This window comes from Sphingobium limneticum (genome assembly GCF_008710165.1).
In the GTDB taxonomy this organism is placed as follows: domain Bacteria; phylum Pseudomonadota; class Alphaproteobacteria; order Sphingomonadales; family Sphingomonadaceae; genus Sphingobium; species Sphingobium limneticum.
Genome location: NZ_VYQA01000009.1, coordinates 156,155 through 182,442 on the forward strand (window position 1 = coordinate 156,155; position 26,288 = coordinate 182,442).

22 protein-coding genes and 1 tRNA gene are annotated in these 26,288 nt (G+C 63.2%); 14 read left to right on the forward strand and 9 right to left on the reverse strand.

All coding sequences use genetic code 11. The features are described 5' to 3' along the window. Positions 1-28: 28 nt before the first annotated feature. Complete coding sequence (locus F4U95_RS13655) at positions 29-1,573, reverse strand: ArnT family glycosyltransferase (RefSeq protein ID WP_246171593.1); 1,545 nt, start codon at positions 1,571-1,573, stop codon at positions 29-31. A 245-nt stretch (positions 1,574-1,818) separates the two neighbouring features. On the opposite strand from F4U95_RS13655, the gene secA reads away from it, so the two are divergent. Together secA and F4U95_RS13665 are read left to right on the forward strand one after the other, a co-directional pair. Next, on the forward strand, positions 1,819-4,554 hold the full coding sequence (gene secA / locus F4U95_RS13660; RefSeq protein ID WP_120250134.1) for a preprotein translocase subunit SecA: 2,736 nt from the start codon (positions 1,819-1,821) through the stop codon (positions 4,552-4,554). Positions 4,555-4,687: 133 nt separating this feature from the next. Then, the gene (locus tag F4U95_RS13665; protein WP_120250135.1) at positions 4,688-5,044 is read left to right on the forward strand and encodes a PilZ domain-containing protein; all 357 of its coding nucleotides are present in this window, start codon (positions 4,688-4,690) and stop codon (positions 5,042-5,044) included. A 20-nt stretch (positions 5,045-5,064) separates the two neighbouring features. Here F4U95_RS13665 and F4U95_RS13670 read toward each other — a convergent pair. Further along, a tRNA-Ser gene (locus F4U95_RS13670) sits at positions 5,065-5,154 on the reverse strand. Between the two features lie 143 nt (positions 5,155-5,297). Between F4U95_RS13670 and F4U95_RS13675 the strand changes: the two genes are divergently transcribed. From F4U95_RS13675 to F4U95_RS13730, 12 genes are all read left to right on the forward strand, one after another. After that, complete coding sequence (locus F4U95_RS13675) at positions 5,298-6,335, forward strand: lytic murein transglycosylase (RefSeq protein ID WP_425505059.1); 1,038 nt, start codon at positions 5,298-5,300, stop codon at positions 6,333-6,335. Beyond that, complete coding sequence (locus F4U95_RS13680; protein ID WP_150426047.1) at positions 6,319-7,314, forward strand: septal ring lytic transglycosylase RlpA family protein; 996 nt, start codon at positions 6,319-6,321, stop codon at positions 7,312-7,314. Before F4U95_RS13675 ends, F4U95_RS13680 begins: the two co-directional genes overlap by 17 nt. Before the next feature lie 48 nt (positions 7,315-7,362). Continuing rightward, entirely contained in the window at positions 7,363-8,526 is a 1,164-nt protein-coding gene (locus F4U95_RS13685) for a D-alanyl-D-alanine carboxypeptidase family protein (RefSeq protein WP_150426048.1), read from the forward strand. Then, positions 8,523-9,149, forward strand: coding sequence for a dTMP kinase (tmk, locus tag F4U95_RS13690; RefSeq protein WP_150426049.1), 627 nt, complete (start codon positions 8,523-8,525; stop codon positions 9,147-9,149). Before F4U95_RS13685 ends, tmk begins: the two co-directional genes overlap by 4 nt. Beyond that, positions 9,146-10,117 carry an AAA family ATPase gene (locus F4U95_RS13695; protein WP_150426050.1) on the forward strand — a complete coding sequence of 324 codons (972 nt, stop codon included), beginning with the start codon at positions 9,146-9,148 and terminating at the stop codon, positions 10,115-10,117. Before tmk ends, F4U95_RS13695 begins: the two co-directional genes overlap by 4 nt. A gap of 42 nt (positions 10,118-10,159) precedes the next feature. Then, positions 10,160-11,722, forward strand: a complete 1,563-nt coding sequence (gene metG, locus F4U95_RS13700) for a methionine--tRNA ligase (protein WP_150426051.1) — start codon at positions 10,160-10,162, stop codon at positions 11,720-11,722. 4 nt (positions 11,723-11,726) lie between these two features. Then, a complete protein-coding gene (locus F4U95_RS13705) occupies positions 11,727-12,500 on the forward strand; it encodes a TatD family hydrolase (protein WP_150426052.1) in 774 nt (257 codons plus the stop codon). Further along, positions 12,497-13,288 carry an MBL fold metallo-hydrolase gene (locus tag F4U95_RS13710; protein ID WP_150426053.1) on the forward strand — a complete coding sequence of 264 codons (792 nt, stop codon included), beginning with the start codon at positions 12,497-12,499 and terminating at the stop codon, positions 13,286-13,288. The genes F4U95_RS13705 and F4U95_RS13710 overlap by 4 nt, the downstream gene beginning before the upstream one ends. Next, positions 13,289-13,918 carry a retropepsin-like aspartic protease family protein gene (locus tag F4U95_RS13715; RefSeq protein ID WP_150426054.1) on the forward strand — a complete coding sequence of 210 codons (630 nt, stop codon included), beginning with the start codon at positions 13,289-13,291 and terminating at the stop codon, positions 13,916-13,918. Further along, the gene (locus tag F4U95_RS13720) at positions 13,915-15,216 is read left to right on the forward strand and encodes an MFS transporter (protein ID WP_150426055.1); all 1,302 of its coding nucleotides are present in this window, start codon (positions 13,915-13,917) and stop codon (positions 15,214-15,216) included. Before F4U95_RS13715 ends, F4U95_RS13720 begins: the two co-directional genes overlap by 4 nt. Positions 15,217-15,421: 205 nt before the next feature. After that, positions 15,422-16,201, forward strand: a complete 780-nt coding sequence (gene mazG / locus F4U95_RS13725) for a nucleoside triphosphate pyrophosphohydrolase (RefSeq protein ID WP_150426056.1) — start codon at positions 15,422-15,424, stop codon at positions 16,199-16,201. Between the two features lie 119 nt (positions 16,202-16,320). Next, positions 16,321-16,851: a tetratricopeptide repeat protein gene (locus F4U95_RS13730; protein WP_150426057.1), complete on the forward strand. Its 531-nt coding sequence runs from the start codon at positions 16,321-16,323 to the stop codon at positions 16,849-16,851. Positions 16,852-16,888: 37 nt separating this feature from the next. Here F4U95_RS13730 and hflX read toward each other — a convergent pair whose 3' ends face one another. From hflX to dusB, 7 genes are all read right to left on the reverse strand, one after another. Continuing rightward, positions 16,889-18,223, reverse strand: a complete 1,335-nt coding sequence (gene hflX, locus F4U95_RS13735; RefSeq protein WP_150426058.1) for a GTPase HflX — start codon at positions 18,221-18,223, stop codon at positions 16,889-16,891. 65 nt (positions 18,224-18,288) lie between these two features. Continuing rightward, positions 18,289-18,783: an RNA chaperone Hfq gene (gene hfq, locus F4U95_RS13740; RefSeq protein ID WP_120250149.1), complete on the reverse strand. Its 495-nt coding sequence runs from the start codon at positions 18,781-18,783 to the stop codon at positions 18,289-18,291. A gap of 172 nt (positions 18,784-18,955) precedes the next feature. Further along, positions 18,956-20,326, reverse strand: coding sequence for a nitrogen assimilation response regulator NtrX (gene ntrX, locus F4U95_RS13745; protein WP_120250150.1), 1,371 nt, complete (start codon positions 20,324-20,326; stop codon positions 18,956-18,958). Next, positions 20,316-22,571 (reverse strand): sensor histidine kinase, encoded by a 2,256-nt coding sequence (locus F4U95_RS13750; protein ID WP_150426059.1) that lies wholly within the window; start codon positions 22,569-22,571, stop codon positions 20,316-20,318. The genes ntrX and F4U95_RS13750 overlap by 11 nt, the downstream gene beginning before the upstream one ends. A 123-nt stretch (positions 22,572-22,694) precedes the next feature. Continuing rightward, the gene (gene ntrC / locus F4U95_RS13755; protein ID WP_120250152.1) at positions 22,695-24,140 is read right to left on the reverse strand and encodes a nitrogen regulation protein NR(I); all 1,446 of its coding nucleotides are present in this window, start codon (positions 24,138-24,140) and stop codon (positions 22,695-22,697) included. Beyond that, complete coding sequence (locus tag F4U95_RS13760) at positions 24,140-25,249, reverse strand: two-component system sensor histidine kinase NtrB (RefSeq protein ID WP_120250153.1); 1,110 nt, start codon at positions 25,247-25,249, stop codon at positions 24,140-24,142. The genes ntrC and F4U95_RS13760 overlap by 1 nt, the downstream gene beginning before the upstream one ends. After that, a complete protein-coding gene (gene dusB / locus F4U95_RS13765) occupies positions 25,246-26,283 on the reverse strand; it encodes a tRNA dihydrouridine synthase DusB (protein WP_150426060.1) in 1,038 nt (345 codons plus the stop codon). Before dusB ends, F4U95_RS13760 begins: the two co-directional genes overlap by 4 nt. Between the last annotated feature and the right edge of the window lie 5 nt (positions 26,284-26,288).

The window sequence follows — 26,288 nt, forward strand, 5'->3', positions numbered from 1 at the left end:
GGCGAAATGCGGCAAAATCGGGCGAGGGTCAATCATTGCGCGACAGGGAAAAGCGACCCGTCCGAAGATAGAGCCGCCCCACGCCATCGGGCATCGACAACATGCGATAGCCATGGCGACGGGCATAGGAGATCAGGCCGTCATCGGGGCGCATCGGCAATTTGCGGGTGCCGTCTTCGTAGCCGGTCAGAATGGCGGCGGGCGGATCGCGATCCATGTCGCCCAGCGTCGCCGGGATTATCGCATGCACCTGCCGCGCCAGCACCGGCCCCATCGTCCAGCCGGTGCGGTAGGCGAAGGGACCGGCGGCAAAGCGCGGGTCCAGGTCAAGGCCGCTACCGAGGATCATGTGCGGAGAGAGGGTGGCAATATCACCACCGCCCATGGCGCGCACGCTCGCACCGGCCCAGCGCGCACCGGCATCGGCCTGCAAGACGGGCGAACCTGCGCGCAGCATCGCCACGACATGGCGGGTTACTGCCAGCATGCCGGGGATGGCGGCCAGGCAAAGCAGCCCCAGCAACGCCTGTCGCCGGGCAAACGTCCAGCGCCGCGCATCGTCGAGCAGATAGCCCAGCGCTAGCGCCAGCGGTGGCAGCAGCGGCATCACATATTGGACCTGCGACGGAGTCGGCAGCGCCGCGCCGATCAACGCGCCGCCCGTCATCCAGATCGCCAGTCGCCGGCCGGGCGATCGGATGCGGCCCCGCGTCGCGATCCAGTTGGCACAGAGCAGAAGGAGCGCAACGAGCGCCGGCCCTTTCCACAGATATTTGAGCAGGTCGGTCAGCTTTTCCAGCGTGTCGAGTTCGTCGAACGCCCCGTTGGCGGCGTACCAGGCATGGGGCGCAGTCGCGCCATAGGTCAGTACGCCATAGAAGAAGGCATCCGGTGCCGCCGCCCAGGCGACCAGCATCGGCGCCATGCCCGCACAGGCCCCCAATGCCAGAAAACAGGCCGCCTTGAAGCCGCAGCGTCCCCCCGTCAGCAGCACGAACAGTCCGGTCATCAGGCCCAGCGGCGCGAAATTCAGCTTGGTGGCGATGGCAAGTCCGAACAGCACGCCGGCCGCAAACCAATATCGGCGCGTGCAATGGCGCAGCGCGAGCAAGCTGACCAGCAACCCCATTGCGGACAGCAAGGTCGGCAGCATGTCATTGCGCACCACGGCGCCCGTGAACTGAAAGGCGGCGGTGGTCGCCACCAGCAACGTCGCGATGGCCGCACTGTCGCGCGACACGCCCGCGATACGCTGCGCCGTCCAGAGCGTTGCCAGTGTGAAAATTGCCGTCACCGCTGTCGCCAGCCGCATCGCCAGCACCATATGATCGGGGAATAGCCAGGCCAGCGGCGCGAAGGCCCAACTGTGCAACGGCGGCTGAAGATAGAGAAAGTCGCGGAAGATCAGCAGCCGGCTGCTGAAATAGGCGCCGGCGACATATTGGCTTTCGTCATGGTCGAATGGAGTCGCGATCGCCGTGAGGCCGAACCACAGAATCAGGGCCATCGCCATCAGGATAGCGACCGGCAGGGCACGACTGCGCGCCGGGACCAGGACGAACGAACGATACAATTTTGCGACCCTTGCTCTTGCCATGCCGTTGTGGCCCAGCGTGCGCGACGTGCAAAGCCCCCCGCGCCCTGATGACGCCACCACCCGACGAAAACCGCCTGCCGCACGATCATGACATCGATACGACAGGTCGGGTTCAGCCGCACTCTGATTGACTAAAGGATGTGCCGTGCCTAAATCGCGGCGCATATCTGCGTGCGTCTCTCGCAAGGAGGCGGAACGTCCCCCTATTGTCAGGAATTTGCATGTTCGGCGCACTCGCCAAGTCCATCTTCGGATCGTCCAACGAACGTTATGTGAAGTCGCTGGGCAAGATCGTCGACCAGATCGCCTCTTTCGAAGGCGCGGTACAGGCGATGAATGATGAGGAACTGGTCGCCCAGACCAGCCGGTTCCGCGAACGGCTGGCCAATGGCGAGACGCTGGACGCGCTGCTGCCCGAAGCCTTCGCCACGGTCCGTGAAGCGGCCGTCCGCGTTCTGGGCATGCGCCATTTCGATGTGCAGATGGTGGGCGGCATCGTCCTGCATCGCGGCGAAATCGCCGAAATGCGCACGGGTGAGGGCAAGACGCTGGTCGCGACGCTGGCCACCTATCTCAACGCGCTGGAGGGGAAGGGCGTTCACGTCGTTACCGTGAACGATTACCTCGCCAGCCGCGACTGCGAATGGATGGGCCAGGTCTATCGCTTCCTCGGCCTCACCACCGGCGTCATCGTGCCCAACATCAGCGAAGATCAGCGGCGCGACGCCTATGCCGCCGACATCACCTATGCGACGAACAACGAACTCGGCTTCGACTATCTGCGCGACAATATGAAATATGACCGCGCGTCGATGGTCCAGCGCCCGTTCAACTATGCGATCGTCGATGAAGTCGACTCGATCCTGATCGACGAAGCGCGCACGCCGCTCATCATCTCCGGCCCGACCGACGACAAATCGGAACTCTATGTCGCCGTCGATGCGATCGTGAAGCAGATCGTCGAGGCCGACTATGAGAAGGACGAAAAGCAGCGCACCGTCACGCTGACCGAAGACGGCACCGAGAAGATCGAGCGCCTGCTGGAGGACGCCGGCCTGTTGCAGGGCGCGAACCTCTATGATTTCGAGAATACGGCCGTCGTTCACCATGTGAACCAGGCGCTGCGCGCAGTCGTGATGTTCCGCCGCGACATCGACTATATCGTCAAGGACGGCAAGGTCGTCATCATCGACGAATTTACCGGCCGCATGATGGACGGACGCCGCTGGTCCGATGGCCTGCATCAGGCGGTCGAAGCCAAGGAAGGCGTGCAGATCGAGCCGGAGAACCAGACTCTGGCCTCCATCACCTTCCAGAATTATTTCCGCATGTATCCCAAGCTGGGCGGCATGACCGGTACCGCCGCGACCGAAGCGGCGGAATTCTTCGAAATCTACAAGATGAACGTCGTCACCATCCCGACCAACCGGGCGGTGCAGCGCATCGACGAAGAAGACAGTTTCTACAAAAACCTGGATGACAAGTTCCGTGGCATCGCCAAGACCATCAAGGTCCATGCGGAGCAGGGCCAGCCGGTTCTGGTCGGCACCGTGTCGATCGAAAAATCGGAAATGCTGTCGGAATTCCTGACGCAGGAAGGCGTGCCGCACGCGGTGCTGAACGCCCGTTTCCATGACAGCGAAGCGCATATCGTCGCGCAGGCGGGCCGCAAGGGCGCGGTGACGATCGCCACCAACATGGCTGGTCGCGGCACCGACATCAAATTGGGCGGCAACCTGGAAATGCGCGTCGAAGACGAGCTGCGCGACGTGCCGGAAGGCCCGGAGCGCGACGCTGCCATCGCCCGGATCGAAGCCGAGATCGAGGTCGAGAAGCAGGAAGTCCTGGCCGCCGGCGGCCTGTTCGTGCTGGCCACCGAGCGGCATGAAAGCCGCCGCATCGACAACCAGCTACGCGGTCGTTCGGGCCGCCAGGGCGACCCCGGCCTGTCGCGCTTCTACCTCAGCCTCGACGACGATCTGATGCGCATCTTCGGCCCGGACACGATGTTCGCCAAGATGATCCGGTCGAACCTGGAAGATGGCGAGGCATTGCCGCCTTCCAAATGGTTGAGCAAGGCGATCGAGACGGCGCAGCGCAAGGTCGAGGCCCGCAACTATGATATCCGCAAGCAGGTCGTCGAATATGATGACGTGATGAACGATCAGCGCAAGGTCATCTATGAACAGCGCAGCGACATCATGGACAGCGACACCGTCGATGACGTCGTGATCGACATGCGCCATGAGACGGTGAACGATCTGGTCGGCGCATCCTGCCCGCCGGGCACCTATCCCGAACAGTGGGATATGGAGCGCCTCAAAGTTCGTACCGCCGAAATTCTTGGGCTTGAGCCTGATTTCGACGCCTGGCTGGCCGAGGATTCGGTAGACCCCGAAATGATCGAGGAACGGCTGTCGGCGCTGGCCGACGAAGCCGTCGCGGAAAAGACCAAGGAGGTCGAGGCGTCCGACTGGCACATGATCGAAAAGTCGATCCTGCTCCAGAGCCTGGACCATCATTGGAAGGAGCATCTTTCGACGCTCGACGCCCTGCGCCAGGTCGTGCATCTGCGCGCTTATGCGCAAAAGACGCCGATCAACGAATATAAGCAGGAGGCCTTCGCGCTGTTCGAGCGGATGCTGGAAAATATCCGCGAGGATGTGACCGGCTCCATCGCGCGCGTGCAGTTCCGCATGGAACAGCCGCCGCTGGAAGATTATGGCCTGCCGGTCCTGCCCGACTTCATCACCACCCATATCGACCCCTTCTCGGGCGAAGATAACAGCGCGGATATCGACGCCGGCAGCTTCGGCGGCGTCACTACCACCATTCCGCGCGCGCCCGTGGGCAACGTTCCGGCCGGCGAATATGCCAATCTGGACATCAGCCGCAACGCGCCATGCCCGTGCGGTTCGGGCCAGAAATACAAACATTGCCACGGCGCTCTGGCGTGATCTGATAAGGGAGGGCCGGGCGTAATGTTCGGCCCTTTTCCGTTCAATCCGCTGTTAACCAAGCCCTTTCATTCTTCCGCAATCTTCTGGATCGACTTTGGTCTAATCCCGGGGGGCAACCGGGAGAGAGGTTATGGACAGCATGATCTATCGCGCGCGCGCCGAACGCCGCCGCGAAAGCCGCTACGACGCAGAGGTCGAGGCGACGTTGAACTGGGATGGCATTAGCCAGACCGTCACCATTCGCAATATTTCCATCTATGGCGCGCTACTCACCGGCAACTGGCTGCCACCGATCGGCGAATGGGTGACGCTGATCACCGAAGGGCTGGAAGTGTGCGGCACCGTGATCTGGGATGGTCCGGATCGCTGCGGCCTGCTGCTCAGCCATCCCGTCGATCCGCTGGCGATCATCGCGGAAGCCAGCATTCACAAGATGGAACTGCCGCCCGTCATCCTGCATGGCACCGGCCCCAGCAGCTACGCCTGACGCCTTATCCAGAACGGGAATGGCGGAAGCGGTGGGATTCGAACCCACGGTGAGCGTAAACCCACGGCGGTTTTCAAGACCGCTGCCTTAAACCACTCGGCCACACTTCCGTTGCGGGCTTCCTAGCGTGCCGCGCGCCGTTGCCAAGCGAAAATCGCAACGACCACGGTTCGTCGCCTTAACCGACCGGACGTCGCAATAAAGGATTCACCTGCCGCCCTGCCTGTGCAACAACAAGGGGATGAGGGATTCTTTGCGTTCGTCCGTCCTGTCCTTGTTGCTCGGCCTGACTGCCATTACCGGTGGCAGTGTCGCGATTGCCCCTGCGCAAGCGCAGGATAGTGCCGATTTCCGTGCCTATCTGGAGAGCCTGCGGCCCAAGGCGCGGGCCATGGGCATCCGCGATGCGACGCTGGATAGCGTCTTCCCCACGCTGACGATCAATCCGCGCGTCGTGCAACTGGACCAGAGTCAGCCGGGCGGCGGCGCCTATTCGCCTATCCCCAATTTCGAACCCTATCGCCGCCAGCATGTCGACGCCGCGCGCATCAGCCGGGGTCGGGTCGCCTATCAGGCGAACCGGTCGCGCCTTGCGCGCATCGAAGCGGAAACGGGCGTGCCGGAGGAGATCATGGTCGCCATCTACGGCCATGAAACCAATTATGGCAGCTATACCGGCGATTTCGATCTGATCCGGTCGCTCGCGACGCTGGCGCATGAAGGTCGCCGCCGTGCCTTGTTCGAACCGGAATTGCTGGCGACGCTCAAGATGCTGGACAATGGCGTGCCGCGTAGCCGCCTGGTGGGTAGCTGGGCCGGCGCGACCGGCTATCCGCAATTCCTGCCGTCCGTCTATCTGCGCATCGCCAAGGATGGCGATGGCGACGGGAAGGCCGACATCTGGACCAGCGAGGCCGACGCGCTCGCCTCCATCGCCAATTATTTCGTGCAATCGGGATGGCGCAAGGGTCAGCCTTGGGGCGTGGCCGTCAGCGTGCCGGCCAGTTTCAACCGCGCGTCGGTGGCGGCCAAGACCGATCCGGCCCGTTGCCCGCGCGTGTTCAACCGGCATAGCCGCTGGCTGACGATGGCGGAGTGGCGCAAGCTGGGCCTCTTCCCCAATAGCGGCGTCTGGCCAGCCGATGGCGTCATGGCGACGCTGCTGGAACCCGATGGTCCTGGCAAGACCGCCTATCTGCTGACCAGCAATTATCGGGCGATTCTGGATTATAATTGCTCCAATTTCTATGCCTTGTCGGTGGGATTGCTGGCGGATGCTGTCAAACAATAAGGGGCTGTTCGTTACGGCCATGATGCTGGCGCTGGTTGGCGGCAGCGCGGGCGCCGCGCAGCCGCAAAGCGCTGGGGCGCCTGCTTCCATGGCCAGCGACACGCCGGTGCCTTTGGGCGCGTCCTATGCGGTGGGCGGCGTCAGCTACACACCGGCCGATCCTGTTTCCTATGACGAGGTCGGCTATGCCGGCGAAAGCACGGATGGCAGCCAAAGTGGCGCGACCGCCAATGGCGAAGCGTTCATGCCCGCCGCCATCACGGCCGCGCACAAAACCTTGCCGCTCCCCAGCTATGTCGAGGTGACGGCACTGGATAGCGGGCGAACGATTTTGGTGCGGGTCAATGATCGCGGACCGATGCGGGGCGACCAGTTGATCGCGCTGTCGCCCGGCGCGGCATCGCAACTGGGCGTGAGCGGGCAGGCCGTGATTCCTGTGCGTGTGCGCCGGGTCAACCCGCCAGAGCAGGAGCGCGCGGCGCTACGCGGGCAGGGGCGGGCAGCCGAACGGCTGGAAACGCCGGCTGCGTTGTTGCGGGTGCTGCGGACCAAATTGCCGGCCGTTTCGCACGCCGCCGCCACGCCGGCGCGAGCAGTAGCAGCGACCAAGCCCAAGCCTGCCCCAGCCGCCACCCGGCCGGTTGCGGCGCCAAGGCCCGGCGCCGATTTCGATCAGGCGCCACCGCCGCCGCGTATCGCGACCCAGTCGGCAAAACCAGCGCCCAAGCCGGTTCAGGCTACAGCGCCCGCAGCGCCGACGCGCGCTGGTGGCTATATCGTTCAGGTCGGCGCCTTCTCGTCTCAGGCGCGCGCCGAAACCGTGGCGAAGAGCATCGGCGCCCGTGCCGAAGCAGGCGGCGGCCTGTGGCGCGTGCGGCTTGGCCCCTATCCCACGCAACAGGCAGCGCAGGCCGGTGTGCGGTTCGCCGCAGCCAAAGGCTTTGAGAATGCCCGCATCATGGCTAATGACGCACGATAGAGATCGCGCCCGTACAGCGATTCCATCATAATCGAAGGCAGTTTTCCGATGAAGAAAAGCGTTGCAGTCCTCCTTGCCGCCGGGCTGCTGGCCCAGCCGCTGATCGCGGCCGCGCCGCCCTACACCAGCGAAGCGCCGATCGCTTATATGAAGGATCTGTCGTCGGGCGCCGTGCTGTACGACAAGGGCGGCGAAACGCGCATGCCGCCGGCGTCGCTGGCAAAGATGATGACGGCGCATGTCGCCTTCCGCCTGATCCAGAAGGGTGAGTTGAAGCTCGATACGAAATTCACGGTCCGCCCGGAAACCTGGAAGCAGTGGCATGGCCCGCAGGCCGGATCGACCATGTTCCTGTCGGTCGGCGAGCAGGTGTCGGTCGAAAATCTGCTGCACGGCATCGTCACCCTGTCGGGCAATGACGCCTGCGTCGTTCTGGCGGAGGGGATTGCCGGCACGGAACAGGCATTCGTCGCCGCCATGAACGAGGAGGCCAAGCGGCTTGGCCTGAAGAACAGCCATTTCGGCACCAGCAATGGCTGGCCGGACGAAGGCGTGACCTATGTGACCGCCGAGGATCTGGCCAAGCTGGCCGAGGCGACGATCGTCGAGACGCCCGACCTCTACAAGCGTTTCTACGCCACCCGCTCCTTCACATGGGGCAAGACAATGGGCGGATCGGACATCGCACAGGCGAACCGCAACCCCATTTTGGGCAAGATCGCCGGTGCCGATGGCCTGAAGACCGGCCATACCGAGGAAGCTGGTTTCGGCTTCACCGGGTCGGCGGAGCAGGATGGTCGCCGCCTGGTGATCGTTACCGCCGGCTCCACCAGCTTCAACGGCCGCGCGACCGAAGCCGTGCGCTTCATGGACTGGGGCTTCAAGGCGTGGAAGGCCCAGCCTTTGTTCAAGAAGGGCCAGACGGTCGAAACGGCCGCGGTCCAGATGGGCAGCGCGACGAGCGTGGCGCTGGTCGCGCCGCAGAATCTGGCCGTCACCCTGCCGCGCACGGCGTCCGCCAATGTGCAGGTTAAGGTGGTTTATACCGGTCCGATCAAGGCGCCGATCGCCAAGGGTCAACAGATCGCCCAGTTGATCGTCCAGACGCCCGACACGCCGCCGCAGATCATGCCGCTGGTCGCGGGTGAAGATGTTGCCGAAGCGGGCATTTTCGGCCGTCTGTGGAATGGCATGAAGTCGCTGTTCGCTTGACCGCAGGGCGTTTCATATCGCTGGAGGGCGGTGAAGGGGCGGGCAAGTCCACGCAACTTCGCGCTCTGGCGGCGGCACTGCGCGTGCGCGGGCTGGAGGTTGTCGAGACGCGCGAACCGGGCGGAAGCGAGGGGGCGGAGGCGATCCGCGCCCTGCTGCTGACCGGTGGCGCCGATCGGTGGAGTCCGCGCGCCGAGGCGTTGCTGTTTGCGGCAGCGCGGGCGGATCATATCGAAAAGACGATCCGGCCGGCGCTGGAACGTGGGGCCTGGGTGCTATCCGACCGTTTCCTCGATTCCAGCCGCGCCTATCAGGGGCAGGGTGAGTTGAGCGACGCCGACATTTTGGCGCTGCATCGAATCGGCAGCGCGGGCTTCCTGCCGGATCGCACCCTATTGTTGACGCTGCCCGAAGCGGAAGCGAGCGGCCGAGCACGGGCGCGCGATGGCGATACGACCGACCGGATCGGCGGGCGGGCGAGCGATTTCCATCGCGCCGTCGCCGATGCGTTCACCCGCTTCGCACAGGAAGAAAGCGACCGCGTCCATGGCGTCGATGCCTCCGGCCCGGCCGAGGTGGTGACGGTGCGCCTGCTGGACGCGATCGAAGACCTGCTGCCATGACCATATTGCTGGGGCATGAGGCCCAGACGCGCACGTTGACCATGGCTGCGCGCAGCGGGCGGATGCACCATGGCTGGATCCTTGCCGGCCCCAGGGGCATCGGCAAAGCCAGCTTTGCGCGCGCCCTGGCAATGCGATTGCTGGCCGATGCCGCCGGTCCGCCGGTCGAAGAAGAGGGGCTGTTCGTTCCACAAAGCCATCCGATCCGCCGCCTGATCGAGGCCAGCGCCCATCCCGACTATGCCGAACTCGCGCCATTGGAGAAGGAAACCGGCACCGCCCGCAATATCAGCGTGGACCAGATACGCGGTCTTGCGCGGCTGACCCAATCGGCCCCATCGCTGTCGCAGCGCCGCGTGGTGGTGGTCGACAGCGCCGACGATCTGGAGCGGGGCGCGGCCAATGCGCTGCTTAAGACGCTGGAGGAGCCGCCGGCGGACATGATCTTCCTGCTGGTCAGCCATGCGCCAGGGCGGTTGTTGCCGACGATCCGGTCGCGTTGTCGCACGCTGCGCTTCGCCCCGCTGGACGCTGCGACGATGCGCGCGGTGCTGAAGGGAACGGACGAAACGCTTTCGCCGCAGGAAGTTGATGCGCTGGTACGCGCAGGCGAGGGATCGCCAGGGCAAGCACTGCGCTATGCGGGCCTCAACCTGTCGGAGATCGAACAGGCGCTGAGCAGCCTAGCGACGGCAGGCGATCCCGGTAATCGGCAACGGCTGGCGCTGGCCAAAGCGCTGGCGCTCAAGGCGGCCAAGCCGCGCTATGAGGCGTTTCTTGAGCGCGCGCCCGCCTTCATCGCGCAGGCGGCGCGGACGAAACAGGGGCCGGCACTGGGCCAGGCGCTCGATCATTGGGAAAAAGCACGCCATCTGGCCGGTGGTGCTGTGATCCTGTCGCTTGATCCGGCGGCGGTCGTGTTCGAACTGGCCGGCCATGTCGCGGCGCTGGCGCCTTCGCACGCATAAAGCGACTTTGCGCCGTCCATAACAGCCGCTAGGGATGGCGCCATGTCCAAGCCCTTCACCATCACCACCGCCATTTCCTATCCCAACGGCCGTCCGCATATCGGCCACGCCTATGAGGTGATCGCTACCGACGCGGTCGCCCGGTTCCAGCGGATGATGGGCCGCGACGTCTTTTTCCAGACCGGCACCGACGAACATGGGCTGAAAATGGCCCAGACCGCGCGCAACCGGGGGATCGAGCCGCGGGAACTGGCCGATGAGATGGCCGGCTATTTCAAGCAGATGAACGAGAGGCTGAATATCAGCCATGATCGTTTCATCCGCACCAGCGAGCCCGATCATCATGCCGCCAGCCAGGCGATCTGGCAGGCGATGGAGGCCAATGGCGACCTGTATCTGGGCCGCTATGAAGGCTGGTATTCGGTCCGGGACGAAGCCTTTTACGACGAAAAGGAAATCGTCGAGGGGGAAGGCGGCGCGAAGCTCTCCCCCCAGGGTACGCCGGTCGAATGGACGGTCGAGGAAAGCTGGTTCTTCCGCCTGTCGGCCTATCAGGACCGGCTGCTGGCGCTCTATGAAAGCCAGCCGGACTTCATCCAGCCCGATAGCCGCCGCAATGAAATCATGCGGTTCGTCGAAGGCGGCCTCTCCGACCTCAGCGTCTCGCGCACCAGCTTCGACTGGGGCGTGAAGGTGCCGGGTAGTGAAGGCCATGTCATGTATGTGTGGGTCGATGCGCTCACCAATTATCTGACCGGCTGCGGCTATCCCGACGACGCGGAGCGGATGGCGCGCTACTGGGCCGAGGAGGGCGACATCACGCACATTATCGGCAAGGATATCGTACGTTTTCATACGGTCTACTGGCCGGCCTTTCTGATGAGCGCGAAGCTGCCTTTGCCAAAGCAGGTCTTCGGTCACGGCTTCCTGCTGAACCGGGGTGAGAAGATGTCGAAGTCGGTCGGCAATGTTGCCGATCCGATGGAACTGGCCGATCGCTTCGGCGTCGATCAGCTGCGCTATTTCCTGCTGTCCGAGGTCACGTTCGGCAATGATGGCAGCTATAGCGCGGAGGCGATCGTCGCCCGGTCGAACAGCGATCTGGCCAACAGCTTCGGCAATCTGGCGCAGCGGACATTGAGCTTCATCGCCAAGAATCTGGAAGGGCGGTTGCCCGAACCGGCGCCGCAGGATGTCGACAGCGAATTGCTCAAAAGCATTGCGGAGGCCGCGCAGACCTTTCAGACTGCCATGGCTGACTTGGCGCCTTCGGTCGCGATCGAGGCGTGGATGCGCGCCGTCTTCGCCTGCAACGCCTATATCGACGCGCAGGCGCCATGGGCATTGCGCAAGACCGACCCGGCGCGGATGGAAGCGGTGCTGGCCACGCTCTATGAAGCGATCGCCAGCCTGGCCATCATGATCCAGCCGGTCATTCCAGCCAGCGCCACCGCACTGCTGGACCAGATGGGCATCGATGGAGAGACGCGCGGCTATGACGTTATCGGCAGCAAATTCTACGCCGATCTGCGCGCGTCGGGCTTCATCCTCGGCGCGCCCAAGCCACTCTTCCCGCGCCTGGAACTGACCGAGGCGGAAGGCTGATCCCATGCTCATCGACAGCCATTGCCACCTGAATTACAAAGGCTTGATCGAGGATCAGGCCAATGTGCTGGAACGGTCGCGGGCAGCGGGCGTAGATCTGATGCTCAACATCGCCACGCGCGAAAGCGAATGGGATGCGGTGCTGGATACCGCCGTGCGCGAACCGGACGTATGGGCGACGGTCGGCATCCATCCGCATGAGGCGGACGAGCATCCCCATGTCGATACCGCCAAACTGGTCGAGCGCGCCGCGCATCCGCGTGTCGTGGGCATCGGCGAAACTGGCCTCGATTATTATTACGACCATAGCGACCGCGAACGGCAGCAGAAAAGCTTCCGGTCCCATATCGCCGCTTGCCGCGAAACCGGCCTGCCGATGATCGTCCATACCCGCGATGCGGAGGAGGATACGCTGCGCATCATGCGGGAGGAGATGGAGACGGGGCCTTATGGCGGCGTCATCCATTGCTTCACCGCCAGCGGCGCCTTTGCCGATGCGGCGATGGATCTGGGCTTCTACATCAGCATTTCGGGCATCGTCACGTTCAAGAGCGCGAAGGATTTGCAGGAGACGGCGGCACGGCTGCCGCTCGATCGGCTGCTGGTAGAAACGGACTCGCCCTTCCTGGCGCCGGTCCCGCATCGCGGCAAGTCGTGCGAGCCGGCCTATGTCGCGGACACCGCCAAATTCCTGGCCAATCTGCGCGGCGAGAGTATCGAGCAACTGGCGGCGGCGACCTCGGCCAATTTCCGCACCCTCTTCTCGAAGGTCGCATGAGCCTGAAGCTGACGATCCTGGGCAGCGGCACCTCTTCGGGCGTGCCCCGGATCGGCAATGACTGGGGCGATTGCGACCCCAAAGAGCCGAAAAACCGTCGGACGCGGGTATCGATTTTGGTCGAAAGCCCCACGACCCGTATCCTGGTCGATACGTCGCCGGACATGCGGGCGCAGCTGCTGGCGGCGGACGTGATCCAGATCGACGCGATCCTGTGGACGCACGACCATGCCGACCATAGCCATGGCATCGACGACGTTCGTCAGCTTTTCCATCATCGGCGCACCCCCGTGCCCGGCTATGCGCGGGCGCAGACAATGAAGTTGCTGGGCCAGCGCTTCGCTTATGCGTTCGAGGGGCGCAATGGCTATCATCCCACGATCGACGCCCATGTCCTGCCCGACGGTTTGCGCATCGGCGACATCGACATCGCCTGCGTCGATCAGCCTCATGGCGAGATCTACTCCACCGGGTTCCGCTTCACGCATGGTGGCCGATCGATCGGCTATGCCACGGATTTCCACGCGCTGACGCCGGACATGCTGGCGCTCTATGATGGGCTGGACGTGTGGGTGGTGGACGCATTGCGGGAAAAGCCACATCCGACCCATCCGCATCTGGCGCTGACACTGGACGGCATCGCCGCGGCCCGGCCCGATCGCGCCATTCTGACCCATATGGACCAGAGCATGGATTATGCCACGCTGCTTCGCACCCTCCCCAAGGGCGTGGAGCCGGGCTATGACGGACTGGTGATCGCGTTGGACACGAAAGAGCAGGGGGCCTGAATGGACGGCACGGATCAGGCGGCATCGACCATCTGGTATGTGCTGGCGATCATATTGGTCGGGTCCGCGTTGATCGGGCGGCACATGGCCTGGGGCAGCCTGCTGCGTATGGCGTTGCTGTGGGTCGCGATCTTTGCCGGTCTGCTGGGCCTGTTCAAATTCGGGCAGAGCCAGGGTTTTCTGACCGGGCGCTGGGCGGAGGAGGGGAGTGCCGTCACCCCAGACGAGGCGCCCGCCGCTTTGCCGCGCGCGCAGGTCGAAGGGCAGGCATTGCGCATCCCCGTCGCGCCGGACGGCCATTATTGGGTGGAGGCGACGATCAACGGCACGCCCGCCCGCTTCCTGATCGACAGCGGAGCGACCATCACCGCCCTTTCCGACAGTACGGCGCGCGCCGCCGGCCTCAACTATGATGTCGGCGAACCTAATGTCATCATGACCACCGCCAATGGCAAGGTGGAGGCGAAGCGATCCAGCATCGCCACCCTGGCCATCGGCCCCATTTCGGCGAGCGACCTGCCCGTCGTCGTCTCACCCGCTTTCGGAGAGGTCAACGTCATCGGCATGAACATGCTTTCGCGGCTGAAAAGCTGGGGTGTCCAGGATGGCGCCATGGTGCTGAAACCATGAGCGCGGCGACGGAGCAGGACGCGCCGACCCAGGCGCAGCGGCTGAAGGCCATTATCGGCGGGTCCACCGGCAATCTAGTGGAATGGTATGACTGGTATGCCTATGCCGCCTTCACCATCTATTTCGCGCCGCATTTCTTCCCGAGCGAGGATCGCACCGCGCAATTGCTGAGCGCGGCGGGCATCTTCGCCGTTGGGTTCCTGATGCGGCCGATCGGGGCGTGGCTGATGGGCGTCTATGCTGATCGCCATGGGCGCAAGAGCGGGCTGACGCTGTCGGTGGCGCTGATGTGCGCGGGGTCGCTGCTGATCGCGGTGACGCCGGGCTATGAGACGATCGGGGTTGCGGCGCCGCTGCTTCTGGTGCTGGCCCGGCTGATGCAGGGGCTGTCGATCGGTGGCGAATATGGCGCCAGCGCGACCTATCTGTCCGAAATGGCGGGCAAGAACCGGCGCGGTTTCTTCTCCAGCTTTCAATATGTGACATTGATCGCCGGGCAGTTGGTGGCGATCTGCGTCCTGCTGCTGTTGCAGGCGACGCTGAGCGAGGCGCAACTGGACGCTTGGGGATGGCGGATACCCTTCTTCATCGGCGGGTTGCTGGCGGTCATCGTCTTCTGGCTGCGGCGCGGGCTGGCGGAGACACAGAGCTTTGCAGTAGCCAAGGCGCAGGGTGCGCCGAAATCGGGCTTTGTCGAGTTGATCACCAACCATCCGCGCGAGACGCTGACGGTGATGCTGCTGACGGCCGGCGGCACAATCGCTTTCTATGCCTACAGCATCTACATGCAGAAATTCCTGGTGATCACCAGTGGGCTGAGCCGTGAGGTCGCGTCGCAGATCAATGCGGCGACGCTATTCCTGTTCATGCTGCTCCAGCCGGTCGCCGGTGCTCTGTCCGACCGGATCGGGCGCAAGCCGTTGATGATCGGCTTCGGCGTGATGGGCGTGCTTTGCACCTATCCGATCTTCACGACCCTGGCCGTGACCAAAGACCCGATCGTCGCCGGGCTGCTGGTGATGGCCGGACTGGTCATCGTGACAGGTTACACGTCGATCAATGCCGTCGTGAAGGCGGAGTTGTTTCCCGCGCATATCCGCGCGCTGGGCGTGGCGCTGCCTTATGCGCTGGCCAATACATTGTTCGGCGGAACGGCAGAGTTCGTGGCTTTGTGGTTCAAGCAGGCCGGCATTGAACAGGCTTTCTACATCTATGTCACGGTGATGATCGCCATATCACTGACCGTCTATGTGCGGATGCGCGACACCGCGAAACATAGCCAGATCCAGGAGGATTGATCGCCTGACGGGATGGCATGAGACAGCGAGTTGGACAGCGGTAATGCTGTGGAGATGTGGTGGCGTTTAACATAATCTTTATTATCGCACTTTCATAAAGTCGGGCCTGATTTCCTTATCGAAGTCGCTCGCTTGTTATGGGCTGGCCACTGCGCCATGCACGCCTTATCGCCAGCCGGCCAATTTCAACAAAGATCGGGTTCCCATGTCCAAAGCCAGTCCCGCCGATATCATGCCGCTCGCCGACGTCATGGCGCGGTTGCGCGATCCCGATAGCGGCTGCCCTTGGGATATCGAACAGGATTTCGCGTCGATCGTGCCTTATACGATCGAGGAAGCCTATGAGGTCGCCGATGCGGTCGAGCGGCAGGATATGGACGCGCTGCGCGACGAATTGGGCGACCTGTTGCTTCAGGTCGCCTTTCACAGCCGCATGGCAGAACAGGCCGGCCATTTCGCGTTGCAGGATGTGATCGACGCCATCACGCAGAAGATGATCCGGCGGCACCCCCATGTCTTTGGCGACGGCGCAAGGCGCGAGGACGGCCATGCCCAGTGGGAAACCATCAAGGCGGCCGAGCGTGCCGAAAAAGATCCCGATCCCAGCGCTCTGGCGGGTGTGGCGATCGCCCTGCCCGCACTACTGCGCGCCGAAAAATTGCAGAAGCGTGCTGCGCGTACCGGCTTCGATTGGCCTGAAACGGACCGCGTGATCGACAAGGTTGTCGAAGAACTGGAAGAGGTGCGTGATGCGACCACGCCGGACGAACGCGAAGAGGAAGTCGGTGATCTGCTATTTGCCGTGGTCAACCTCGCACGCCATCTGAAGATCGATCCGGAAACAGCTCTGCGCAAGGCAAATGGGAAATTCGATCGGCGCTTCCGATCGATGGAGGATATGGCTGGCGATGCCTTCGCCGGCCTGTCGCTCGATGAGCAGGAAGCGCTGTGGCAGCGGGCGAAGCAGTTGGAGAAAGGCGTCTGATACAGGCCAAGGTTGGTCGTTTTTCAAACATGGCTCAGACAAAGTTCGGACTTGAAACCTATATTTGACACTATCTTGCAAAGCCGATAGTTTTTCTCCTCAAAGAGGAGAAATGTGCAATGCGTTTGACAGTCCTTCTTCCCCTAATCTGCGCCATTGCGGTGCCGGCGCATGCGCAGCAAGCCGGCGGCGTGTCAGGCATTCATTTCAATATCGCATCCCCATTGGTCTCGCCTATGTTCGACAATAGCCTCTACACGGCTCAACTAGGACCGCGTCGCGTCAATGTGGCGCATGCGCAAAAGCTGATTGCGGCCGGTAACTATGCCGAAGCTGATGCAATGTTGTCGAAAATAATCGGCGAAACCAGTAGCAAGCAAGTCCCTTTCCTAAAGGGCGTCGCAAAGCTCGGCATGGGTGATGCGGCTGCGGCACGCCGCTATTTCGAGAAGAGCCTATATTACGGAAAAAATGGCATGCCAGGCGCCATGTCCGGATTGGCCTTGGCGGAAATCCGCCTCGGCAATCGCGATGCTGCACAGAATATTCTGGACAAGCTGCGCTACCAGCAGGAAAAATGCAGCAGCAACTGCGATCGCGCCAAGCCATTGGATCAGGCCGTCGCTGTCGTGGAAAAGGCGCTGATCTAATAGGATGGGGCGGCGTGGGCCGCCCTATCGCTCGACTTCAGGCCTTCGCCCGCTTCGAATAGCGGGCGAAGGCGGCGTCGGACAGGCGTACGTCGACCCGGCTTTCTTCACCTTCGACGCTGCTCGACAGCACTTCGCCATGTTCGTGCAGCCAAGCCACGGTCGCGCCATCCGATACGGGGATGCGCAGGCCATAGACTTTGGCGCCGCGTGTCATGCGGTCGCTGATCGCGCGCTGGAGGTCATCCACCCCTTCCCCGGTCAGGGCCGAGAGAATGACGACATCGTCGCGGCGGGCTGCGGTTTCCCGCGTTAGGGCAGCATCCTCTTCGCTCAGCAGGTCTAGCTTGTTCCATGCCTCTAGGATCGGCGGCGGTTCCGGCTCCCCTTCCCCGCGATCCAGCGCCGCTTCGCCAGCGACGCCCAGTTCGCCGAGTACATCCAGCACATCGTCGCGCTGCGCCTCGCTATCGGGGTGGGCGATATCCCGGACATGGACGATGAGGTCGGCCGACAGCACTTCCTCCAGCGTCGCGCGAAAGGCAGCGATCAACTGGGTCGGCAGGTCGGACACGAAACCAACCGTGTCGGACAGGATCGCCTTGTCTAGCCCCGGCAACGCAATTTGGCGCATGGTGGGGTCCAGCGTAGCGAAAAGCAGGTCTTCCGCCATGACGGTGGCGCCGGTCATGCGGTTGAAAAGTGTGGATTTGCCGGCATTGGTGTAGCCGACCAGTGCAATCACCGGCCAGGGCGCGCGTTGGCGCCGGGCGCGGTGAAGGCCACGGGTGCGCGTGACCTGATCCAGTTCGCGGCGGATCTTCGCCATGCGATCACGGATCATGCGCCTGTCCGCCTCGATCTGGGTTTCGCCCGGACCACCGAGGAAGCCGAAGCCGCCGCGTTGCCGCTCAAGATGGGTCCAACTGCGCACCAGACGCCCCGCCTGATAATCGAGATGCGCGAGTTCGACCTGCAAGCGGCCTTCGTTGGTGGCCGCACGCTCGCCGAAAATTTCGAGGATCAGGCCGGTCCGGTCGATGACCTTGGCCTCGCATGCCTTTTCGAGATTGCTTTGCTGCACCGGCGACAGGCTGTTGTCGACGATGATGAGCTCGGCCTCTTCCTGCCGCGCCAGCGTGGCGATCTGGTCCACCTGTCCGCTGCCGAACAAAGTCGCCGGCTTGCGGTCGCGGACGCGGAAAGCCTGCGCCGCGCGCACGTCGATGCCGATGGCCAGGGCCAGGCCGCGCGCTTCCTCCAACCGGGCATCGCTGTCCCGGCGATCTGCATTATGGGTTTCGGCATGAACGACGACGGCGCGCGCGCCGCGCGCCACTTCGTCATCGGAGTCGCGGTTGAATATGGCCATGCATGTTTAGAGCATCTTGCAGCGGCCCGGTCCACCGCTGGGCGGACCGGGCGCCGGATAGACGATCAGTCGTCCTGTTCATTCTCGCCAGTGAGGTCGAGCGCATGGAGCGGCTGGACCGTCGAAATGGCGTGCTTGTAGACGAGCTGCACCATGCCGTCGCGTTCGAGCAGCATGCAGAACAGGTCGAAGGCGGCGATTTCGCCCTGAAGCATGACGCCGTTCACCAGGAACATCGTCACCGGGCTGCCCGACTTGCGGACGGCCGACAGGAAGATTTCCTGAAGCAGCTTGGACTTGCCATTGCCATCGCTGGCCTTGCGCAGGTCCGTCAGGTCCATCGACGCCGCCGGCATGACGGTGGAAATGGCATGCTTATAGACCAGCTGCGACTGGCCATCGCGGCGCAGCAGCACGGAGAAATTGTCGAACCAGGTGATGATGCCCTGCAGCTTCACGCCCTTGACCAAGAACATGGTCACCGGGGTCTTGCTCTTGCGCAGGCTGTTGAGGAAAATATCCTGAAGGTTGTTTACCTTGTCGGCCATGGTCGTCGCCAGTCCTTTTCTTGGCGGGACGTTACCCGCTCTCGCATCCTAAGCAGGATGTCTTGCTTGCCCCCGCCTGTCGGGAGCGCGTGCGATCCTATCGCAATTGCGAAGGGGCGTCCATGGCCGAGATGCGCTTTGGCAAAAGTTCGGCAATCGTTTGGATACCCCTTCCCGGATTCGCTCAATCCTTGCCTTCGGTAATGCCCAGCAGCTTGAGTTTGCGGTGCAGCGCGGAACGCTCCATGCCGATGAAGGTCGCGGTGCGCGAGATATTGCCGGAAAATCGGCGAATCTGGATACGCAGATATTCGCGCTCGAAACTTTCGCGCGCTTCCCGCAGGGGCGCGCCCATGATGGCGGACTGGCCCATCCCCTCCCCACCGCCGCCACTAGTGAGTTCGGCGGGCAGCATGTCCAGTTCGATCCGACCGATCCGGTCGCCCGGCGCCAGGATCATCGTGCGTTCGATCACGTTGCGGAGCTGACGCACGTTGCCCGGCCACTCATTGGCCTGCAATGCGGCCATGGCGTCGCTCGCGATTTCGGGCGGCGGCACGCGCCGTTCGGCAGCGAAGCGGGCGAGATAATGTTCGACCAGCGGCGGAATATCGTCGCGCCGTTCCGACAGCGGCGGAATGGCCAGCGGCACGACGTTGAGGCGATAGAAGAGATCTTCGCGGAAACGGCGCTCCTCAATCTCGCTCGCCAGATTGAGCGCGGTCGAGGAGATGACACGGACGTCCACCTTCACCTGCCGCTGGCCGCCGACGCGGGTGAAACTCTGGTCGGTGAGGACGCGAAGGATCTTGCCCTGCGTCGTGATCGGCATGTCGGCGATTTCATCGAGATAGAGCGTGCCGCCATGCGACTGCTCCAGAAAGCCGGGGCGCACGAGGCCACTGGGGTCTTCGACGCCGAACAGTTCCTCTTCGACCCGATCCGGGTCCATGCGCGCGGCGGCGACGATGATGAAGGGCGAATCGGCGCGGCCGCTCCAGCTATGGAGCATGCGCGCGGCGACTTCCTTGCCAACGCCGGCGGGACCAGAGATGAGGACCCGGCTGCCGGTGCCGGCGACCTTCTTGATCGTGGCGCGTACGCCGTTGATCGACGCCGATGTGCCGGTCAGTTCGTCATCCTGGCCGAAGCGGGCCCGCAGCACCTGATTTTCGCGCCGCAGCCGCTCCGTCTCCGTCGCGCGGGCGACGAGGTGGAGCAGGCGATCAGCCTCGAACGGCTTTTCGATGAAGTCGGCCGCGCCCTTGCGGATTGCTGCCACGGCGGTGTCGATATTGCCATGGCCTGAAATCATCAGGACAGGGACGGTGGGATCGCGGCGCTTGATCTCGTCGAGCAATTCCAGGCCGTCCATGCGGGAGCCCTGCAACCATACGTCGAGCAGGACCAGCGACGGGCGCCGGTTGTCCAGCGCCTCGATCGCGCTGTCGCTGTTGGCCGCGGTTCGCGTCGTGAACCCTTCATCTTCCAGCACGCCCGCGACCAGATCGCGAATGTCCTCTTCATCGTCGACAATCAGAATATCAAGCGCCATTGGCCGTCACTTTTCCTTTTGGCAGGGCTATAATTTGCCCTTCTTCCATTTTTTCGAGCGCCCCTGCGGCGAAGCGCAATGTCACGCATGCGCCTCCCCCCTGTGCATCGTCGAAGCGGATCTCGCCCAGATGCTCTTCGACAATCTTCTTGACGATGGCGAGGCCAAGGCCGGTGCCCTTGGTCCGCGTCGTCATATAAGGTTCCAATATCCGGTCGCGTTCGGGCGGCAGCCCGATGCCGTCGTCCCGGACCGTGATAATGATATCGTCGCCTGACTGACCAAGCGCCATGCGCACATGCCCATGCGGACCGCCATCTTCGGAAACTGGTTTTTGTTCAATGGATTCGACGGCATTCTTGACGATATTCGTCAAGGCCTGACCCAGCTGTCGGCGGTCGCAGACCAGATCCAGATCGGGCAAGTCCGCCTCATATTCGAAGCGGATATCGGGATGCGCGACCTCATGCAGGAACAGGGCATGGCGCGCGATGTCGCCGACCGCTTCGCGCCGGAACACCGGCTTGGGCATGCGGGCGAAGGAGGAGAATTCGTCCACGATGCGGCGCAGATCGCCCACCTGCCGCACGATCGTGCCGGTCAGGCGGGTGAAGGTCGCCTTGTCGCTCGTCACCTCTTCGGCATAGCGACGTTGCAAACGCTCGGCGGCCAGTTGGATCGGGGTTAGCGGGTTCTTGATCTCGTGCGCGATGCGGCGGGCGACGTCGGACCAGGCGGCGCGGCGCTGATCCGACAGTTGCTGCGTGATATCGTCGAAGGTCAGGATATGGCGCGAGGCGTCCTGCGAGCGCTTGACCGCCAACGTGCGCAGGTCGCCATGGGCCCGCACCTGAACGATGCCGGCGCTTTCCTCCGACGCGATGAATTCGGCCAGTTCGGCCGACACCTTGAGCAATGGGCGGCCGACCGGATCGTCGCCATCCTCCACCAGGATCGCGGCGGCCGAGCTGTTGAGCAGCTGCACCACGCCATCGAAATCGACGGACAATACGCCGGCGCTGACGCCAGACAGGATCGCCTCGATAAAGGCGCGGCGTTCGTCCAGTTGGCTGTTGGCGGCGACCAAAGCGCCGGTCTGCGCCTCCAGCCTTTGCGTCATGCGGTTGAAGGCGGCAGCCAGCGTGCCGATCTCGTCACGCGATTTGGGACCGGTGACGCGCGCCGACAGGTCACCCGCCGTAATCCGCCGCGCGGCCGTCACCAGCTCGTTGACCGGCCGCACCATCCAGTCCGCCACTGCAAGCGCGATATAGACGGCGATGCCGACCAGCAGCAGCGACCCCACGAACAGAGCGATGTTGAACCGCAGCTGGAGCGCGCGCGATTGCGCGGCGAACAGGTCGTAATCCGACAACACCTTCTGCGCGCGCGCGACGTTGGAGAAGGACGAGCTGTCCGCGTTGCGCGAGGCGTAGAGATAGACCTTCGAACCGGGATAGAGCAGGGTCACTGCGTCGATCTGATTATTGCGGGTCTGGACGACGATCGTCTCCCCCTGCCCCAGTCGCTTGACCACTTCGGGCGTCAGCTTGTCGGCGGCGGGGCGGTTTTCCGGATCGACCGTGGCCGCCGTTCGCGCGATACCGTCCTTGCCCAGCTCGATGATCGCCGCGCGGCTCAGCTTGCGGCCGACCACCTGATAGAGGAGATATTCGGCAAAGCGCGGGCTGTTCACCTGCGAATCCGTCAATTCCTTGCGCAGGTCGCTCGACATGGTGACCGTCTCGTCGCCCACTTCGCGCAAATTCTGTTCATAATAGCCGCGCGCCAGATCGCTGGCATTTTGCAGCATGCTGCGCGCACTGTCCGAAAACCAGAATTGCACGCCATATTGGAACAGCAAAGACGCGAAGATCACGACCAGCAGCATCGGCACGCTGGCGACGATCGAGAAGATGGCGACCAAGCGGACGTGCAACTGACCGTCGCTGCCGATGGCGGATTGCGCCGCGCGCCGCTTGGCCACGCGCCGCCCCAGCAGCATCAGCAGAGCGATCGCCGGGACCAGATTGGCCACCAGCAGCAAGGCGACGATGGGCGGGGTCAGCAGCGTATAAGATTGGCCGCTGCCCGACAGGATATAATAGGTCAGGCCCGCCATGCCCAGGAACAGGGCCAGGGTGAAGCCCTCCACCAAAGCGGCCAGACGCCCGTGGCGCAGGAAGGCCGGCAATTGCCTCCGCCATGCCGATGCCCGCTTGGGCAATGTCGTCGCGCCACTCATCGTGGCTTTGTTACAACAAGGACCGTGCCCGTTCAAACACAGTATTTGATTAAAACCCTGTCGCTGGTCGAGGAAGACCGTCGGTTCGTCCCGGCAAAGGATTGAGAGCGGGCTTCAATCCGATCAATCGTTGAGGCGCAGCTGCATGGGATCCAGCCCATAGTCGGTCAGCTTCTTGCGCAAGGTGTTGCGATTGATGCCCAGCAGGCCCGCCGCGCGGATCTGGTTGCCATCGACGCTCGCCAGCGCTTCCTGAAGCAGGATCGGTTCGACCACCGCCAGCAGATCGTCGTGCAGGGCACGGTTGGGCTGGGCAAGGCCAATGCCCAATTGGCGCCTCGCCCATTCGCGCACGGCATGGGCCAGTTGATCGGCGGGCGCGGCATAGTCCGCCGGCACCGCGTCGAGCGGCAGCATATGCCGCAAAATCTCGGCCGTGATGACGTTTTCGCGGCTCAGCACCGACAGCCGCTGCATCAGATTTTGGAGTTCGCGCACATTGCCGGGCCAGTGATAGGCCATCAGCAATTGGGCGGCATCGTCGGCCAGCGTCTTGCGCGGCAAGCCTTCAAGCGCGGCCCGTTCCATGAAATGACGGGCGAGCAGGATGACGTCCTCGCGCCGTTCGCGCAGCGCCGGCAGCGCGATGGGCACGACATTCAGCCGATAATAGAGATCCTGCCGGAAGCGCCCATCCTCGATCAACAGGGGCAGATCCTTGTTGGTCGCGGCGATGATGCGCACATTGACCCGCACCGGCTTCGACCCGCCGACGGTCGTGACCTCGCCCGATTGCAGCACGCGCAACAGACGCGTCTGCGCTTCCATCGGCATGTCGCCGATTTCGTCGAGGAACAGCGTTCCGCCCTGTGCCTGCTCGAATTTGCCGGCGGTGCGGGCATGGGCGCCGGTGAAGGCGCCCTTTTCATAGCCGAACAATTCCGCTTCGATCAGTTCGCGCGGGATCGCGGCCATGTTGATCGCGATGAAGGGCTTGGTGCGGCGCTGGCCCAGGCTGTGGATCGCTTCGGCCACCAGTTCCTTGCCCGTCCCCGATTCGCCCAGGACCAGAATGGACAGGTCGTTGGAAAGGACGCGCGCGATGGTGCGATAGACTTCCTGCATCGCCGGCGATCGACCGACGAGCGGCAAGCCGTCATGCGGCAGGCCCGGCTCACCTTCCGGTTCCTCCGAACCTTGCCGCGTACCGAGCGCGTCGGACACGGCGCGCGTCAGTTCGTTGAGGTCGAAGGGCTTGGGCAGATATTCGAATGCGCCCTTCTCGGTCGCGCGGATCGCTGTGTTGAGCGTGTTCTGCGCCGACAGGATGATGACGTTGAGGTCGGGGCGGTCCGCAATGATATCTGCCACGCCGTCGAGCCCATCGCCATCGGGCAGCATCACGTCGGTGATCAGGATGTCGGGCACAAAACTGTCCATCAGCGCGCTGCGTTCGCGGATCGAGGCCGCGGTCTTCACCTTATGCCCTTGCCGCCGCAGCGCTTCGCCCACCACCACGCAAATGGCGGGATCGTCGTCGACGACCAATATGGTGCCGGTCGCCGCCATCAGCCCATGCTCATCGGCAGGAGGATGCGGAAGGTGGATTCACCCGCTTCGGTATCGCGCGAATATTGGACGAAGCCGCTCATATCGCGGACCAGCTTGTCCACCAGAGCAAGGCCCAGCCCCTGCCCGTCCCGCTTGCCGGTGATGAAGGGATTGAAGAGATGGTCGAGAATATGTTCGGGCACGCCAGGTCCATTGTCGATGACGAGAATTTCGATCGGCAGCACGGCGCTGCCCTTGCCACCACCGACCACGACGGACACGCCGTGGCGAAAGGCCGTTTCGACCCTGATGCGGGGGTTATCCGTATATTCAAGCGCTTCCGCTGCGTTCTTCAGCAGGTTTATCATCACCTGCACCAATGCATCATCGTTGATGTTGGCAAATGGCAAGGATGGATCATAATGTTTTATGATCTTTATGTTTTTTGCAAACCCCGCCGCAGCGATCCCGGCTGCGCGGTCGATCAGCGGATAGATGTTGCCCCCATGACATTCCAGCGTTCGGTCGGTCGTGAAATCCTGCATTCGGTCGATCAAGGCAGCGATCCGGTCCACCTCGTTACAGATCAGCTGCGTCAGAGCGGCGTCGCGCCCGCCATGGCTGGATTCCAGAAGTTGCGCGGCGCCACGTATGCCCGACAGCGGGTTCTTGATCTCATGCGCCAGGATCGCTGCCGCGCCCATGGCGGAGCGCGCGCCGCCCGCCGATCCGCGATGGCCGATCTTGCGGGCCTGGCTCTGGGCATGGAGCGACACGACCCGCCAGCCATCATGATCGACGATCGGGGAGATCATGAGGTCCACCTCCATTTCGGCGGTGCGGCCGGCATGGACCTTTATGTCATAGGCGGCGATCGGCTTGTTGCTGTGCCAGATATCGAAGCGGGCGCCAGCCTCCGCGATGCGGATGGTGCGCGCCACGTCGCTGCCGATGATGGCCGATCGCGCCATGTTCAGCAGGGTTTCGGCGCGCACATTGGCTTCGGATATGCCGTTGTCCGGTCGGACGAGCAGGGTCGCGACCGGCAAAGCCGTCATCTGTTCGGTCAGCGAAGGTCCGTCCTGCGCCATGCGGAGTGGCGGGACGGACGTCAGCAGGTTGGTCATGCAGCCTTGCGCAAAGCAGCGGCACGCAGCGCTTGCGCATCGAGGCCGCTGGCAATCAGCGGTTCGTAGAAACGGGCCAGCATGTCGAGCACCACATCGGCATCGGGTTGCTGGTTCACGGCGTTGCGGAACTCGGCCGAACCGGTCAGCCCCTTGGTGTACCAGCCGATATGCTTACGCGCCATATTGACGCCGGTGTAGGTGTCATAATGTTCGAGCATTGCATGATAATGCCCTATGATAGCGTGATATTGCTCTTCGAGCGATGGATCGGGAAGGCGGGTGCCGTCGGTCAGCCAGGCCATGACCTGACCGATCAGCCAAGGCCGGCCATAGGCGCCGCGACCGATCATCACGCCATCCGCGCCGCTCTGTTCAAGTGCGGTGTCGGCATCCTCGATCGAACAGATGTCGCCGTTGACGATGACGGGCAGTTTCACCGCATCCTTGACCGAGCGAACAAAGGCCCAGTCGGCCGAACCCTTGTACATCTGGTTGCGGGTGCGGCCATGGACGGTGATGAGCTTGGCGCCGAGATCCTCGGCGATATGGGCGAGTTCCGGGGCATTGAGGCTGCTATGGTCCCAGCCCATGCGCATCTTCACGGTAACGGGCACATCGACCGCCTCCACCGTCGCCTTGATCAGCGAGGCGGCGAGCGGCAAGTCGCGCATCAGCGCGCTGCCCGCGTCGCCATTCACGACCTTCTTCACCGGGCAACCCATATTGATATCGATGATCGCCGCGCCGCGATCCGCGTTCAGCTTCGCAGCCTCGGCCATTTCTGTGGGCGAGCAGCCGGCCAGCTGCATCGACACCGGCTCTTCCAAGGGGTGCCAGGCGGCCTTTTGCAACGACTGGCGAGTCTCACGGATCATCGCGGCGGACGCGATCATTTCCGTCACGTTGAGGCCGCAGCCATAGCGGCGCACCAGTGTGCGGAAGGGCATGTCGGTGACGCCGGTCATCGGCGCCAGCACGACGGGCATGTCGATGGACACAGGACCGATGGAAATAGGAGCGAGTTTGCGCATGATCT